The sequence below is a fragment of the Streptomyces sp. NPDC031100 genome (genome assembly GCF_055570785.1).
Window position 1 is genome coordinate 584,696 of record NZ_JBVIGN010000002.1, and the last position, 14,366, is coordinate 599,061.

General features: G+C 72.7%; 15 protein-coding genes. 3 read left to right on the forward strand and 12 right to left on the reverse strand.

Features of this window, described 5'->3' with window-relative positions:
• Positions 1–56: 56 nt before the first annotated feature.
• Complete coding sequence (locus ACZ5DS_RS06830; RefSeq protein WP_468234775.1) at positions 57–899, reverse strand: patatin-like phospholipase family protein; 843 nt, start codon at positions 897–899, stop codon at positions 57–59.
• A gap of 219 nt (positions 900–1,118) precedes the next feature.
• Here ACZ5DS_RS06830 and ACZ5DS_RS06835 point away from each other — a divergent pair, with 219 nt between their 5' ends.
• Positions 1,119–2,453 (forward strand): diacylglycerol/lipid kinase family protein, encoded by a 1,335-nt coding sequence (locus ACZ5DS_RS06835; RefSeq protein WP_468234777.1) that lies wholly within the window; start codon positions 1,119–1,121, stop codon positions 2,451–2,453.
• 47 nt (positions 2,454–2,500) lie between these two features.
• Here the strand turns inward: ACZ5DS_RS06835 and ACZ5DS_RS06840 are convergent, their stop codons facing one another.
• From ACZ5DS_RS06840 to paaA, 10 genes are all read right to left on the reverse strand, one after another.
• A complete protein-coding gene (locus tag ACZ5DS_RS06840; protein ID WP_468234779.1) occupies positions 2,501–3,415 on the reverse strand; it encodes a polyphosphate kinase 2 family protein in 915 nt (304 codons plus the stop codon).
• A 51-nt stretch (positions 3,416–3,466) separates the two neighbouring features.
• A complete protein-coding gene (gene kynU / locus ACZ5DS_RS06845) occupies positions 3,467–4,708 on the reverse strand; it encodes a kynureninase (protein WP_468234781.1) in 1,242 nt (413 codons plus the stop codon).
• On the reverse strand, positions 4,705–5,532 hold the full coding sequence (locus ACZ5DS_RS06850) for an alpha/beta hydrolase family protein (protein WP_468234783.1): 828 nt from the start codon (positions 5,530–5,532) through the stop codon (positions 4,705–4,707). Before ACZ5DS_RS06850 ends, kynU begins: the two co-directional genes overlap by 4 nt.
• Positions 5,522–6,370 carry a tryptophan 2,3-dioxygenase gene (locus ACZ5DS_RS06855; protein ID WP_468234785.1) on the reverse strand — a complete coding sequence of 283 codons (849 nt, stop codon included), beginning with the start codon at positions 6,368–6,370 and terminating at the stop codon, positions 5,522–5,524. Before ACZ5DS_RS06855 ends, ACZ5DS_RS06850 begins: the two co-directional genes overlap by 11 nt.
• 62 nt (positions 6,371–6,432) lie before the next feature.
• Positions 6,433–7,215, reverse strand: coding sequence for an SDR family oxidoreductase (locus tag ACZ5DS_RS06860; RefSeq protein WP_468234786.1), 783 nt, complete (start codon positions 7,213–7,215; stop codon positions 6,433–6,435).
• Between the two features lie 51 nt (positions 7,216–7,266).
• Positions 7,267–8,376: a 2Fe-2S iron-sulfur cluster-binding protein gene (locus ACZ5DS_RS06865; protein ID WP_468234788.1), complete on the reverse strand. Its 1,110-nt coding sequence runs from the start codon at positions 8,374–8,376 to the stop codon at positions 7,267–7,269.
• A 10-nt stretch (positions 8,377–8,386) separates the two neighbouring features.
• Positions 8,387–8,866: a 1,2-phenylacetyl-CoA epoxidase subunit PaaD gene (paaD, locus tag ACZ5DS_RS06870; protein ID WP_468235112.1), complete on the reverse strand. Its 480-nt coding sequence runs from the start codon at positions 8,864–8,866 to the stop codon at positions 8,387–8,389.
• Between the two features lie 14 nt (positions 8,867–8,880).
• Entirely contained in the window at positions 8,881–9,672 is a 792-nt protein-coding gene (gene paaC, locus ACZ5DS_RS06875; RefSeq protein ID WP_468234790.1) for a 1,2-phenylacetyl-CoA epoxidase subunit PaaC, read from the reverse strand.
• On the reverse strand, positions 9,662–9,967 hold the full coding sequence (gene paaB / locus ACZ5DS_RS06880; protein ID WP_468234792.1) for a 1,2-phenylacetyl-CoA epoxidase subunit PaaB: 306 nt from the start codon (positions 9,965–9,967) through the stop codon (positions 9,662–9,664). The genes paaC and paaB overlap by 11 nt, the downstream gene beginning before the upstream one ends.
• Positions 9,964–11,025, reverse strand: a complete 1,062-nt coding sequence (paaA, locus tag ACZ5DS_RS06885) for a 1,2-phenylacetyl-CoA epoxidase subunit PaaA (protein ID WP_468234794.1) — start codon at positions 11,023–11,025, stop codon at positions 9,964–9,966. The genes paaB and paaA overlap by 4 nt, the downstream gene beginning before the upstream one ends.
• A 255-nt stretch (positions 11,026–11,280) precedes the next feature.
• Here paaA and ACZ5DS_RS06890 point away from each other — a divergent pair, with 255 nt between their 5' ends.
• Positions 11,281–11,529 carry an acyl carrier protein gene (locus tag ACZ5DS_RS06890; RefSeq protein ID WP_468234796.1) on the forward strand — a complete coding sequence of 83 codons (249 nt, stop codon included), beginning with the start codon at positions 11,281–11,283 and terminating at the stop codon, positions 11,527–11,529.
• Positions 11,529–13,013, forward strand: coding sequence for a class I adenylate-forming enzyme family protein (locus ACZ5DS_RS06895; RefSeq protein ID WP_468234798.1), 1,485 nt, complete (start codon positions 11,529–11,531; stop codon positions 13,011–13,013). The genes ACZ5DS_RS06890 and ACZ5DS_RS06895 overlap by 1 nt, the downstream gene beginning before the upstream one ends.
• A 79-nt stretch (positions 13,014–13,092) precedes the next feature.
• On the opposite strand, the gene ccrA is transcribed toward ACZ5DS_RS06895, so the two are convergent.
• Positions 13,093–14,316, reverse strand: a complete 1,224-nt coding sequence (gene ccrA, locus ACZ5DS_RS06900; protein WP_468234800.1) for a crotonyl-CoA carboxylase/reductase — start codon at positions 14,314–14,316, stop codon at positions 13,093–13,095.
• Between the last annotated feature and the right edge of the window lie 50 nt (positions 14,317–14,366).

The window sequence follows — 14,366 nt, forward strand, 5'->3', positions numbered from 1 at the left end:
GCCGGGGATATGACACAGGCTCTGAGGCCGGTGCGGGATCCACGGCTTCGGTCGGCTCAGTCCCGGCCCCACGGAAGCCGCAGCTCCCGCCCCTGCGCCCGCCCCGCCTCCGCGGCCGGGCGGCGGGTGGCCGGGTCCAGGGGGTTGTCGCCGATCGCCGCCTGCGACGCCTCGTCCGGCGCGACGACCACGACCTCGACGCCCCGGCCGCGCAGCTCCGCCACGACCCGCTCCATCGGCTGCTCGCTGGGGAAGGGCTCGACGGTTCCCATCGGCACGACCACCAGCACCCGGTCCGCGCCGCCCGCGTAGTCGACGTTGGCCATGGACCGCACACCCCCGTCGACGTACCGGCGCCCGTCGATCGTCACCGGCGGCCACACACCCGGTACGGCACAGCTCGCGGCGACGGCGTCGACCAGGGGCACGCCGGAGTCCTTGTCGAAGACCCGCGCCTCGCCGCTCTCGGCGTCCACGGCGACGACCTTCACCGGCCGCCCCGGCCAGCCGTGGGACGGCAGCCGCGACTCGATCACCGAACGCCGCTCCGGCTCCGGCACGGTCCGCGCTGCCAGGGCCACCCGCCCGATCGCGCGCCGCAACTCCGGGACCGAGGCGGCGGAGCCGGTCGCGGCGCCGATCTCCGCGGCGAACCTCTCCAGGTCCATCTCGGCCATGATCTCGGCGGCCTGCAAGGCGGGATCCACCTGCCGGGCGTACAACTCCTCGAGCCCCAGCCCGCTGCCCACCTGTGCCGCGACGGTCGAGCCCGCGGAGGTCCCGAGCAGCAGACCGGCCCCGGTGACGTCCTGCCCGGTGTCGGCGAGCCCGGCCAACAGCCCCGTGATCCACGCGATCCCGCCCACGCCACCGCCGCCCAGCACCAACGCCTCGGTCATCTCAGCTCCTTGGTAGGTGTCGATCACCGGAATCGACACCGGACAGGGTCGCAGCATTCCCACCGGCACGGCGAGCGCGCGCGGACGGTCCCGTCGGACATGCCGTGTCCGGTGCCCCCTCGTAGCCTGAGCGGGAAGCCGGCAGCGACGGCCGGCTCACCCGGTGGGCATCGGCCGGGACCCGCATCCGGTTCCGGTGCGAGGACGGGAGGTTGCCCCATGAGCAGGCGCTGGACCGCGCGGGTGGCCCTGCTGGCAGGCGCGGCGGCGGTCGCGGTGCTGCTGGTCTTCGCCGGGCTCGGCAGTGTCCTCCTCGTGGGGGTGGGCGCGGCCGGGCTGGTGCTCACGGCGGCCGGTGTGTGGTGGATGCTGGCCCGCACCGGGGTGACGCGGGCGCTGGCCGTCCTGCTGGTGATCGCCGCGCCGCTCGCCGTCCTCGCGCTGTACGCGGCCGCCGGGCTGCTGTGGGTCGTGCTGGTCTCGCTCGGCCTGTGGGCCCTGGCCGTCTCCGCGGGCCGGGCCGCGCTCGTCGACGACTCCTCGCACGGCATGCCGGAACGCCCCGTCCGCCGCGCCCTGCGGCCCTTCCTGATCATGAACCCGCGCTCCGGCGGCGGGAAGGTCCACAAGTTCCGGCTGGCGGAGCGCGCCCGGGCCCTGGGCGCGGAGGTCGTCGTGCTGGACCCGGACCGCCCCGAGGACGTGGCCGAGCTGGCGCGGCAGGCCGTCGAGCGGGGAGCCGACCTGCTCGGCGTCGCGGGCGGTGACGGCACCCAGGCCCTGGTCGCCGGTGTGGCCGCGGAGCACGACCTGCCGTTCGTGGTGATCAGCGCCGGCACCCGCAACCACTTCGCCATGGATCTGGGCCTGGACCGGCAGGACCCCGCTGCGTGCCTGGACGCGCTCACCGACGGCGTCGAACTCCGCGTCGACCTCGGCTACGTCCGCGCGGGTGGCGGGCCGGCGGACCGGGTCTTCGTCAACAACGCCTCGTTCGGCGTGTACGCCGCCGTCGTGCAGAGCCCCGCCTACCGCGAGGACAAGGCCCGCACCACCCTCGAGATGCTGCCGGACCTGCTGACCCACCACAGCGGCGCCCGGCTGACGGTCCGCGCCGGTGGCGCCGAGGCCGTGGAGAGCCCCCAGGCCGTCCTGGTGAGCAACAACCCCTATCTGACCGGCGACTCGGCCGGGCTGGGGCGCAGGGAGCGGCTGGACTCCGGCGCACTGGGGCTGCTGGTCGTCGAGGTCGGCACCGCGGCGGAGGCGACGGATCTGCTGCTCCGCGGCGAGCGCAGCCGTGGGCTGACCACCGTCACCGCCCGCGAGGTCGTCGTCGACGCCGACGCGCCGGACATCCCGGTCGGCGTCGACGGCGAGGCGCTGACACTGCCCACCCCGGTGCACTGCCGGCTCGTGCCCGGCGCCCTGCGCGTCCGCGTGCCGCGGCACCGCCCCGGAGTGCCGCGCGCCGCACCGCCCATGGACTGGCGCAGGGTACGGCGGCTGGCCCTGACGATGGGCCGGGTGGCGGCAGGCCGCGACACGGCGTGAGCATGGTCGGTCATCAGGGCCCCGGCGGCCGGCCGTGCCCGGGGACCTCAGCCCCGGCCGTGCTCGGAGGGTGCCTCCTGCTCCAGCTCTCGCCGCGCGGCCTGCAGCTCCTTGCGCGCCTCTTCGCTCACCTCGGGGTAGTGGGGGTCGATGTCCCTCAGGGCGTGCGCGAGGATCGCGGCCGTGCAGATCCGCGCGAACCACTTCCGGTCCGCCGGTACGACGTACCAGGGAGCCCACGCCGTACTGGTCGCGGAGAGCATCTCGGAGAACGCCCGCTCGTAGTCGTCCCAGTGGCGCCGTTCCCGGACGTCGGCGGCGGAGAACTTCCAGTTCTTCTCGGGCAGGTCGATCCGCTTGAGGAAGCGGAGGCGCTGTTCCTCCTTGGAGAGGTTCAGGAAGACCTTCACCACCTTGAACCCGTTGTCGGTGAGGTAGCGCTCCCAGTCGTTGATCTCGCGGTAGCGCCGCTCCCAGACGTCCGCTCCGCGGGCCCGCTCCGGCAGCTTCTGCCGGACGAGGTTCTCCGGGTGCACGCGGACGACGAGCACCTCCTCGTAGTGGGAGCGGTTGAAGATGCCGATCTCGCCGCGCGCCGGCAGCCGCCGGGCGTAGCGCCACAGGTAGTCGTGCTCCAGTTCCTCGGCGGAGGGCACCTTGAAACTGCTCACCTTCACGCCCTGCGGATTGACGCCGCTCATCACATGCCGGATCGTTCCGTCCTTGCCGCCGGCGTCGAGCGCCTGCAGACACAGCAGAACCCCGTAGGTGTCCTGGGCGGCCAGCCGTTCCTGGTACTCGGCCAGCAACTCCACCCCGGAGCGCAGCAGCTCCACCCCCTCCTTCTTCTTCAGGCCGGCCCTGTACCGCGGGTCGAAGTCCCGGCCCAGCCGCACCTGCGAACCCGGTGCCACCCGCAGGGGCTCGATGAAGTCGGGGATGCGTCCGGCTGTGTCGTCCACACGCTCATTCTCCGGTCGTCCGGGCAAGATCGCCTGCCGGGATCGTACGGCTCACGTCACCGTGCCCGTGGCCGTCGCCGTCGGGTCGTAGGCCCCTGTCGTCGTGATCTCGCGCAGGCATTCCACCGCCCTGAGGACCTCCGTGTGCGAGGTGTACAGGGCGTTGACGCCGAAGCGGAGGAGGTCGGGGGCGCGCATGTCGCCGATGATGCCGCGGGACTCCAGGGCACGGACCAGCCCGTAGGCGTGCGGGTGACGCAGGGACACCTGGCTGGCTCGGCGCTCGGGGGCGGCCGGAGTGACGCGCTCGAAGTCCGAGCCGTCCAGCAACTGGTCGGCGCAGTCCAGGAAGAAGCGCGTCAGGGACAGGCTCTTCGCGCGGACCTGTGCCATGTCGATGTCGTCGAACACGGTCAGTGCCGCCTCCAGGGCAAGCAGTGACAGGATCGGCGGGGTGCCGATACGGGCCCTGCCGATTCCCGGTGCCGGCTCGTACGCGTCGTGCAGACCGAAGGGGTCGGCGTGGCCGTTCCAGCCGGTCATCGGGGGACGCCAGTCGGCGTGGTGGCGTCGGGCCACGTAGAGGAAGGCCGGTGCGCCGGGGCCGCCGGAGAGGAACTTGTAGCCGCAGCCGACCGCGAAGTCGACGCCCAGGGCGTCGAGCCGGACGGGCAGGGCCCCGACCGCGTGGCACAGATCCCAGAGCACCAGCGCCCCGGCGTCGTGCGCCGCCCGGGTGAGCGCGGCCATGTCGTACAACTCGCCCGTGCGGTAGTCGACGGGGGAGTGGCCGACCACAGCCACACGGTCGCCTTCGGCCTCCAGGAAGCCTTCGAGGTCGGCCGGGCTCACCCGCCGCGTCTCCAGCCCCAGTTGCGTCGCCACCGCGTCGGTCAGATAGCGGTCCGTGGGGAAGTGATCGGGATCCGTGACGAGGTAGGGACGGCCGGGGCGCAGTGCCGCGGCGGCGCTGAGCGCGTTGTACAGCTGCACGCTCGTCGAGTCGCCCGCCACGGTCTGGCCCGGCGCCGCGCCGATCAGCCGGCCCACCTTGTCGCCGATCCGTGTCGGTGCCTCCCACCAGGAGTTGGCGTTCCACGACCGGATGAGGTCGGTGCCCCATTGGCGGTGGACGAGGTCTTCCAGGACCGGCGGTACGGCGGCTGGGAGCGGGCCCAGCGAATTGCCGTCCAGGTAGATGACTCCCTCGGGGAGCAGGAAGCGGTCGCGGACCTGCGCGAGCGGCGCTGCGGCGTCGAGAGCAGCGGCCTGTGCGATGAGCGTGGCGGTCACGGGCGGTGGGGCTCCTGAGAGGCGGCGGCCGCGGCCAGGCGGCGCAGGGTGTCGGCGACCGCGATCGCGCCGGGCGCGTCGGGCTCGATCAGCGTGTAGTGGCCGATGCCGGGCAGGACGACCGTCTCCAGGTCGTCGTGGACCGCCGCGTAGTCCGTGAACTGCGACAGCGGCACCTCCTCGTCGACCGCGCCGTGCAGCAGCACGGTCCGCACACCCGTCGTCCCCGGCCCCTTCAGCAGCGTCAGCGGATCGACGTACGGCATCCGCTCCTCGAACAGGCCGGGCCCGCCCAGGAGTTGCAGCGCCGCGTCGTTGCTGAGCCGGTCCCGGCGGGTGGCCTCCAGGTCGGTCAGCGGGGCCAGCGCGAGCACGGCCGGTGGCAGGGATGTCGTGTGCCAGGGCGAGTCGGCCGGCAGGAGACGGCGGGCCGCGCACCACAGCGCGAGGTGGCCGCCGGAGCAGTGACCGGCCAGGACGTACGGCCGGCCGGCGGGCAGCGTGTCCACGATCCGGGCGATGTCGTCGAAGGTCGCCGGATAGCCGCCGGCTCCCCCGGACCGGCGAAAGCCCGGAAGCAGCACCGAGAAGCCCCGTTCCGCCAGCCAGGAGGCGAACGGCGTCAGATGCATCCGGTCGTAGCGCCAGTACCCGCCGTGCAGCAGCAGCACCAGCGGTGCCTCCGGGTCCTCGGCGGGCCAGGCGTCGTAGACCTGGTGCGGATGGTCCCCGTACTTCCCGTGCACCGGTGCGAGGACCGGCTTCAGGCTCAGGACGCGCTGTTCCTCCTCGGCGGCGAAGGCCGAGATCTCCCTAGACGTCACCGCGCACCGCCCACAGCTCCGGGAAGACGGGCCGCTTCGCACGGGCCTCCAGCCAGGCGACGCCGGACGAACCGGCGCTGCCCGTCTTGGTGCCCATCGCCCGCCGCACCACCATCACATGATCGAACCGCCAGCGCATGACCCGCTCCGCGATGTCGGTGAGCAACTCGCCGAGCGCGAGCAGCGGATGGTGCTGCGGGCCCGCGTAGACCTGCCGCCACGCAGCGACGACACCCTGGTCCGACGTGTACGGAGCCGTGACGTCGCGCTCGCACACCTGCTCCGGCACGGGCAGTCCCTGCCGGTGCAGGAAGCGCAGCACCTCGTCGTAGAGCGACGGCTCGTGAAACGACTCGCGCAGCGCCTCGTGCACCGCCGGATCGCCCTGGTGGGACCGCAGCAGCGGGGCGGACTTGTCGCCGAGCAGGAACTCCATGTGCCGGTACATCGCCGACTGGAAGCCGGACGCCTTGCCGAACGCCGCACGGAAGCCGTTGAACTGATGTGGCGTCAGTGCCGCGATCGGTGTCCACGAAGCGATCAGCGCCTCGACCGCGCGGCGGCTGCGCACCAGCGCGTCCGCCGCGACGTCCAGGTCGTCCTTGGCGAAGGCCTCCCGGGCCGCCCGCCACTCGTGCACGATCAGCGTGAACCACAGCTCCATCACCTGGGTCGTGACGAGAAAGCCCATCTCGTCGGCGGCCTCGGTCAGCGGCTGCTGAAGGGAGTTGAGGACGGAGGCGCGCACATACTCGTCGTAGGGACTCGTGCCGGAAAACGGCTGGGTGAGCGGGTCGTCCGGTGACAGATCCGCGAGCGCGGACGTGCCGTCGTTCATGGAGTGCTCCTCGGGACTGCCGTCCCCTCGAAGTGGTTGAGGTGTGGAACGAACCGGCCGGCCTACAGGCCGAGGTGGACGCCGCCGGTCGCGTCGAGCCACTGGCCGGTCACCCAGCGGGCGTCGTCGCTCGCGACGAAGGCGACCACGTCGGCGATGTCCGCCGGCGTGCCGAGCCGGTCGAACACCGAGGCCGCGGACAGCGCCTGCCGGATCTGCGGGTTCTGCAAGGTCGGGTTGATCTCGGTCTCGGTGAAGCCGGGCGCCACCGTGTTCACCGTGATGTTCCGCGGGGCGAGCTGGAGAGCGAGGGACAGCGTCAGGTGGTCCAGGGCCGCCTTGGTCATGGAGTACGCGATGATCGCCGGGTACGCGACCCGGGTGGCCGCCGACGAGATGCTGATGATCCGGCCGCCGTCCCGCAGCCGGCCGAGGCCCTGCTGGAGGATGAAGAACGGGGCCTTGGCGTTGACGGCGAAGACGTGGTCGTAGTCGTCCTCGGTGACGTGCTCGATCGGCCGGGGCAGGGTGATCCCGGCGTTGTTGATCAGGATGTCCAGGCCGGGTTCGGCGTCCGTGTCGTGCGCGGCCAGCTCGCGGTCGAACGCGGACCAGAGCGTGGCCGCGTCGCCCGGGACGCCCAGTTCCGCGCGTATCGCAAACGCGCGGCCGCCGTCCGTCTCGATCTCCTTGACGGTACGCTCCGCCGCCGCCTCGTCGTGCCCGTAGTGGACGGCGACCAGCGCACCCTCGCGTGCAAGCCGCCGGCTGATGGCCCGCCCGATACCGCGGCTGCCTCCCGTGACCAGCGCGGTCCTGCCCTGGTGTCGCCCGGTGGTGGTCAAGGCTGTCTTCCTCTCCTGAAGGTGCTGCGGGTCTCGCCGGTCCGGTGCCGGTCAGACGTCGAAGTCGAGCGTGAGGTCGTCGGTGCGGGGGCGGGCGCGGCACGCCAGGGTGTAGCCCGCCGCGAGATCGCGGGCGTCGAGGGCCTGCTGCCGGCCCAGCGCCACCGAGCCCGCCACGACCTTGGCCCGGCAACTCCCGCACACTCCGTCCCGGCAGGCGTACGGCACCTCCGGCCGGGCCCGCAGCACGGCGTCCAGGACCACGCGGTCGCCCGCCGCCATGGTCACGGTGGTCGAACGGCCGTCGATCACCGCGCGGATGCGCCGCTCGGCGCCGGACGAGGCGACCTCGGCCGCGGGCTCCGGCGGTGTCCCGGCGGCGGAGAACAGCTCCCAGCGGACCAGCGCGGACTGCGCTCCCCAGGCCGTCAGCGTCGTCCGCGCGGTCTCCACCAGCCCGGCGGGCCCGCACAGGCCGAACGAGGTGGTCTCATCGGGCCGCGCGTCCAGCAGGGACAGCAGCCGTGGCAGCTTCTCCCCGTCGATCCGCCCGCTGAACAGTTCGCTCTCGCGCCGCTCCTGCGACAGGACGTAGAGCACCGTGAAGCGGTCCACGAACGCGTCCTTCAGCTCCGCGAGTTCGTCCGCCAGGAGCGCGGAGCCCGCCGTACGGACCGCGTGGACCAACGACACCCGGCAGTCGGGCGAGTCGCGCAGGGCCGCCGCCGCCATCGCGGCCAGGGGCGTGATGCCGGTGCCTCCGGCGAGCAGCACGTGGTGTCCGCCCTTGATGTCCGGGAGCCCGAACTTCCCTGTCGGGGGCGCGAGTTCGAGCATGTCGCCGCGGGACAGGGAGTCCATGGCGTAGGCGCCGAATCCGTCAAGCGCATGGCGCTTGACCACCAGACGCAAGGTGTCGGGGGCCATGGGCGGCGGGCACACCGAGTAGGCGCGGCGCAGTTCCTGCGCGCCGGGGCGCCGATGGCGTACGACCACATGCTGGCCGGGCCGGCCCGCGAAGGTGCCGGTCAGGTCCGGCGGGACGCACAGTGTCACGGCCACGGTGTCGTCGGTGAGCGATTCGAGCCGGGTGACCGGGAGCGGGAACCAGCCGTGGCGCCGGGTGGGCACCGCGTCGACAGCGGCCTGGATCGTGTTCATCGGGGGCGCCTCACACTGTGGCCAGGTACGGGAACGTCTCGCGGCAGGCCGTGCACAGCAGGATCGACTGGCAGCGGGTCGGGCCGAACGCGCTGTGCGGCCGGGTGGCCCGGGAGCCGCAGTGCGGGCAGGGCGCGCCGAAGCCGACCCGGACGGGCCGCGGTGCGGTCGTCGGCCCGGGCGGGGCGATGCCGTGCTCCGCGAGCTTGCGGCGTCCGGACGCCGTGATGCGGTCCGTACTCCAGGCGGGGGTCATGACCTGGCGGACGCGGCCATCGGGGTGGCCGCACTCCGTGAGGACGCCGGCGATGGCCGAGATGATCGCGGAGAGTGCGGGGCAGCCGAGGAAGGTGGGGGTGAACACCACCTCCAGCCGGCCGTCGGCCGCCGTGCGCACCTCGCGGATCACCCCGAGTTCGCCCAGCTTCACGACGGGCAGCTCCGGGTCGGGGAGGTCGTGCACACGGGCCCGTACCTCGTCGAGGGACATGCGTGTCCGTGCGGTCACCAGTTCCCCCCAGGGAACTGCCGACGCACCGACTGCAGTTCGGCGACGAGCGGGCCGAACGCCTCGGTGTGCAGACCCTGCCGGCCGCCGCCCGCCTGCCACCGTGGCGTGGGCAGGGTCAGTCCGGCACGTCGTACGACGGCACCCACGCGCTCCCGCCACGGCGCGAGGAGCGGAGCCGGCGACGGGGTGGTCGCGGCGGCATCGAGGCGGGTCACCACCTCGTCCGCCTCGAACAACTCGCCGGTGTACGGCCACACATGGTCAAGGCCGGCCTGCATACGCCGGGTGCTCTCCGCGGTCCCGAGGCCCAGCCGGACCGTCCAGCCGTCGGCGTGCCGGCGGTGGTAGTCGACCTCCTTGGCGGCCCGCGCGGCGAACGCGGCGAGCTCGGGCTCCGCACCGCCCGCGAGCGCCTCGTAGTACAGGACGGCGTAGTGGCTGTAGGCGAGCTGCCGGGCGATGGTCACGGCGAAGTCGCCGCCGGGCAGTTCGGTGAGCAGGCTGTTGCCGAACTCGCGGTCCGAGCGGCCGAAGGCGAAGTCGTCCTCCGAGCGGCCGGTGCCGTCCAGTCGCCCGGTCAGCGTCAGCAGGGCGCGCGCGTGACCGACGAGGTCGAGGGCGATGTTCGACAGCGCGAGGTCCTCCTCGATCGTCGGCGCGCGGGTGATCCACTGGCACAGGCGCTGGCCCAGGACGAGTGCGTCGTCGCCGAGCCGGGAGGTGAGCACGGCCAGGTCGCGCGAAGTGAGCGATTCCGCAGTGGTGCCGCGTGCCTCAGTCGTCATGCCGGTCGCCTCCTTCCACCAGCGGCGCGAAGGCCTCGGGGTAGCGGTACGGCTTGTGGCGGGCGCCCGCGAAGAAGGGGTCCCGTTCGGTGGGGGAGGCCGCGTGCACGGCGTCCGAGCGCACGACCCACAGGGAGAGCGGGTCGCCGCGGCGCGTGTACAGGTCTCGGGCGTGCTCCAGGGCCATGTCCGGGTCGGCGGCCCGGACCGAGCCGACGTGCTGGTGGGCGAGCCCCCGGCGCGGCCTCAGGAAGACCTCCCAGGACGCCAGGGCTCCCTCGGTCTCCCGGCTCACAGCGCCTCCTCCTCGGTACCGGTCGTGCGTGCCGCGTACGCGGCCGCCGCCTCGCGCACCCACGCGCCGTCCTCGTGTGCGGCGACCCGGTGGGCGACACGCTGCCGGGCGACGTGCGTGTCGTCGCCGAGCGCGCCCCGGTACAGCTCCCAGTCGATCGGCCCGAAGTCGTAGTGGCCGCGCTCCTCGTTCCAGCGGATCCCCGGGTCCGGCAGGGTCAGCCCGAGCCGTTCGGCCTGCGGCACACAGTGGTCGACGAAGCGCTGGCGCAGTTCGTCGTTGGTGTGACGCTTGATGCCCCAGGCGATGGCCTGGCGGGAGACGGCCGCGCCCAGTGCCGCCGTACGCTCGTCCGCGCCGCCCGCGACGGTGTCGGGCGGGCCGAACATCAGCGCCACGGCCGGCAGCCACCAGCGGTTCACCGCGTCCTGCGCCATCTCCCGCTGCTCGGGTGTGCCTTCGCACAGGGCGCGCATCAGGTCGTACCCCTGGCGGACGTGAAACGCCTCCTCCTGGCAGACGCGGCGCATGGCACGGGCGTACGGGCCGTACGACGTCTGGCACAGCGGTGCCTGGTTGATGACCGCCGCACCGTCCGTCAGCCAGGCGATGGCGCCGGTGTCGGCCCAGGTGAGCGCCGGGTGGTTGAAGGTGGCGGCATAGCGCTGGCGGCCCTCGTGGAGGGCGTCCAGCAACTCGGCGCGGTCGACGCCGAGGGTCTCGGCGGCGGCGTACAGATAGAGGCCGTGTCCGGCCTCGTCCTGGACCTTGGCGATGAGTACCGACTTGCGGTGCAGCGACGGGGCCCGGGTCAGCCAGGCGCCCTCCGGCTGCATGCCGATGATCTCGGAGTGGGCGTGCTGGGCGATCTGGCGCAGCAGCATCCGGCGGTAGCCGTCGGGCATCCAGTCGCGCGGCTCGATGGTCTCGCCGGCGCCGAGGAGTGCCTCGAAGTGCGGGAGGGGATCCTCCTTCGAGATCTGCTCCGACGAGACGTCGGCGCCCCGCGTCACGGACGCCGGGTCCGCTGTCTGCGCGCTCTGGCCGAGCACCTGCATCACTCCCTCGTCTGCGACCGCCCCCGGCCCCTGGACGACGGCCCGGGGGACGGACCTTCACTGAGACAAGAGGCGGTGGCCATGGCCCGCTATCCCGCCTCCTCCCGGTTGCCCGCGTGACGCATGTCACGCGCTTCGCAGGGGAGTGCGCGGACGCGAGCGGGCCTCTTCTTCCGGGTGAGACGCGGACGCGAGCGCGCGTCGGCACCCGGGCCGTCGAAGGGCGCCGGCCGCGGCAGGACGAAAGGGGAAGCCATGAGCACCATCAGGGAGTTGCTGGTCGAACTCACCGGCACGATCGAGTACGCCGAAACCATCGGCGACGACGTCGAGCTGGCCGGCAGCGGCATCGACTCCGGTGACCTGGTGCGGCTGGTGCTGCTCGTGGAGCAGCGCACCGGCGTGGAGATCACCGCCGCCGACATGGAGGAGCTGCGCACCATCGGCGACTACGAGCGGTTCCTCGCCGAGAGGTCCGTCGCCGGCTCCGCGGGCGGCGCGTGATGTGGCTGACCCAGCTGCTGGAGCGCAACCGCCAGTGCTTCCCCGACCGGGTCGCCCTCGTCGACGAGCACCGCAGCGTCACCTGGGCCGAGTTCCACGACCGCACGGCCGAGCTGGCCCGGGGCCTCGCCGGCCTCGGCATCGAACCCGGTGACCGGGTGGCCGTCCTCTCCCTGGACCGGATCGAGGTCCTGGAGAGCTACTTCGCGCTGGCCCGCCTGGGCGCTCTGTTCGTGCCGCTGAACCACAGCCTCGCCGTGCCGGAAGTGGCCGGGATCATCGAGCGGGCCGGCGCGGTCGCGGTGCTGGGCGAGTCGGAGCTGCTCGACCGGCACACCTCGCTACCGGCCTGCGTACGCCTGCGCATGGCGCTGGACAAGCCCGCCTTCACCGCCCTCGGCACGGTCACCGGACCGGCCCCGCTGCCGGAGGTCGCCGACACCGACCCGGTCGCCGTGCTGCACACCTCCGCGACCACAGGTCAGGCCAAGGGCGTCACTGTCGACCCGGCGTCCTTCCGCGCCATCGGCCTCGGCTGGCTGGCCGTATCCCGCCCCACCGACGACATCGTCATGGTCAACTGCTGCCCCCTCTACCACGGCAGCATGGTCGTCTCCCTGACCTACATGGCCGCCGGGGCCACGATCGTGCTGATGCCCGGCTTCACGCCGCAGCGTGCCCTGGCCGCCGTCGAACGGCACCGGGCCACCCACATGTGGCTGGTCCCGCAGATGCTGCGCTTCATGCTCCAGGCGAAGGCCTCGCACGGCACCGACCTGTCCTCCCTGCGCGAGGTCCTCTACGGCGCCGCCCCGATGCCCCTCGACGTCTACGCCGACGCCGTGACCCGCCTCGGCTGCGGCTTCCGCCAGGTGTACGGCATGACCGAGGTCGGCGGCCCGTTCGTGACCCTCGGCCCCGACGAGCACCCCGCGCCCGGTGACGTCACGGCCCGCATCCCGTGCGGCCGGGTGATCCCGGGCATGTCCGCGCGCGCCGTCGACCACCAGGGCCACGAGCTGCCCAGGGGCGAGATCGGCGAGATCGTCGTACGCGGGCCCGGCGTCATGCAGGGCTACTGGAACGATCCCGAGGCCACCGAGGAAGCGCGCCTCGACGGCTGGATCCGCACCGGGGACCTCGGATTCGTCGACGAGGGCGGCCGTATCCACCTCGTGGACCGCAGCAAGGACCTGATCATCCGGGCCGGCCAGAACGTGTACCCGTCCGAGATCGAGCGCGCCCTCATGGCCCACTCCGCGGTCAGGGACGCGGCCGTCGTCGGCATCCCGGACGAGGACTACGGCGAGGTGCCGCTGGCGTACGTCGTCGCCGAAGACGGCACCAGCACACAGGCCCTGATCGCGCACCTCGGCGAGAGACTCGCCCCCTACAAGCGGCCCCGCCGCATCGAGTTCATCCAGCAGGTACCGCGGAACCCCGCGGGGAAGATCATCAAGAAGCAGCTGCGCGAGCGGGTCTGAAGCGCGTTGCCGTGGAATGCCACGGTCGAGTCGGGGGCCCGGTGACGAGAAGTCACCGGGCCCCCGACCGTACCGGTCGCTATGCGCTCGCGTTCACCAGCACCGCCATGTTGCCGGCCGGGTGCCTGTTCTCGTGCAGCAGCTGATGCGCGAGGCCGATCTCCTCGAAGCCGAACGTCCGTGACAGACACGGGTCGATGGCGCCCTGGTCGATCAGCCGGGTCACCTCGCGCGCCTCGCGCAGTGACGCCACGTGCGAGCCCTGCAGGCGCTTCTGCCGCATCCACAGGAACCGCAGGTCGACATCGCCGTTGTAGCCGGTCGTGCCGCCGCAGATGACCACCATTCCGGCGCTGTCGCAGAGATACACCGAGGTCGGGATGGTGTCGGCGCCGGAGTGTTCCAGCACGATCCGCGGTGCCCGGCGCTCGCCGAGCACCTCCCAGAACCTGCGGCCGAACGCCCGCGCCCCCGCCAGCCACTTGGCCATCGCCGCCTCGTCGGAAGCGTCGGGCAGTCGGCCCCAATGGTCGAAGTCCCGCCGGTTGATCCAGCCTTCGGCGCCGAGCCGCACGCAGAACTCGCCGCGCTCCTCGCTGGAGACGACGGCCACGGGTATCCCGCCGACGTGCCGCACCAGCTGGATGGCGATGCTGCCCAGGCCGCCCGCACCGCCCCAGACCAGGACCGGGTCGCCGGGCCGGACGGTGTGCGGCTGCCAGCCGAACAGCTGACGGTAGGCGGTCGCCGCCGTCGCCATGTAACAGGCCGACTCCGCCCAGGACAGCCTGGCCGGCTTGGGGTGGCACATGTAGTCGTCGACGACCGCGAACTGCGCGAAGGAGCCGTAGTTCTCCTCGTAGCCCCACACCCGCTGCGACGAGGAGGTGACCGGGTCGGCGCCGAGCCTGATGTCCTCGGCGGACTCGTCCCAGCGCACGGCCAGCACGACCACCTCGTCGCCCGGCTTCACCCCGCGCACGTTCTCGCCGACGGCCCAGACGACGCCGGAGAGATCGGAGCCGCCGATGTGGAAGTCCTCCGTGGCGCCCTGCTTCTGCCGGGCGGCGATGACGTCCAGCGGCGAACCCAGCGCGGCCCACACGTTGTTGTAGTTCACGCCGGCCGCCATCACCTTCACCAGGACCTGGCCGGGCTGTATCGGCGGCACGTCCACCACCTCGGTGCGGAAGGCGTCGACGGGCTCGCCGTAGCGCTCGCGGCGGATCACGGAAGCGTACATCCGCTTGGGCGCCGTCCCGAGTTCGGGGGCGTCGCCGAGATCGAACAGATCCTTGTTCACGGAGTTCTCCTGGACGTTCGGTGGGGGAGGGCCGGGTGAGCCGGGAAGCG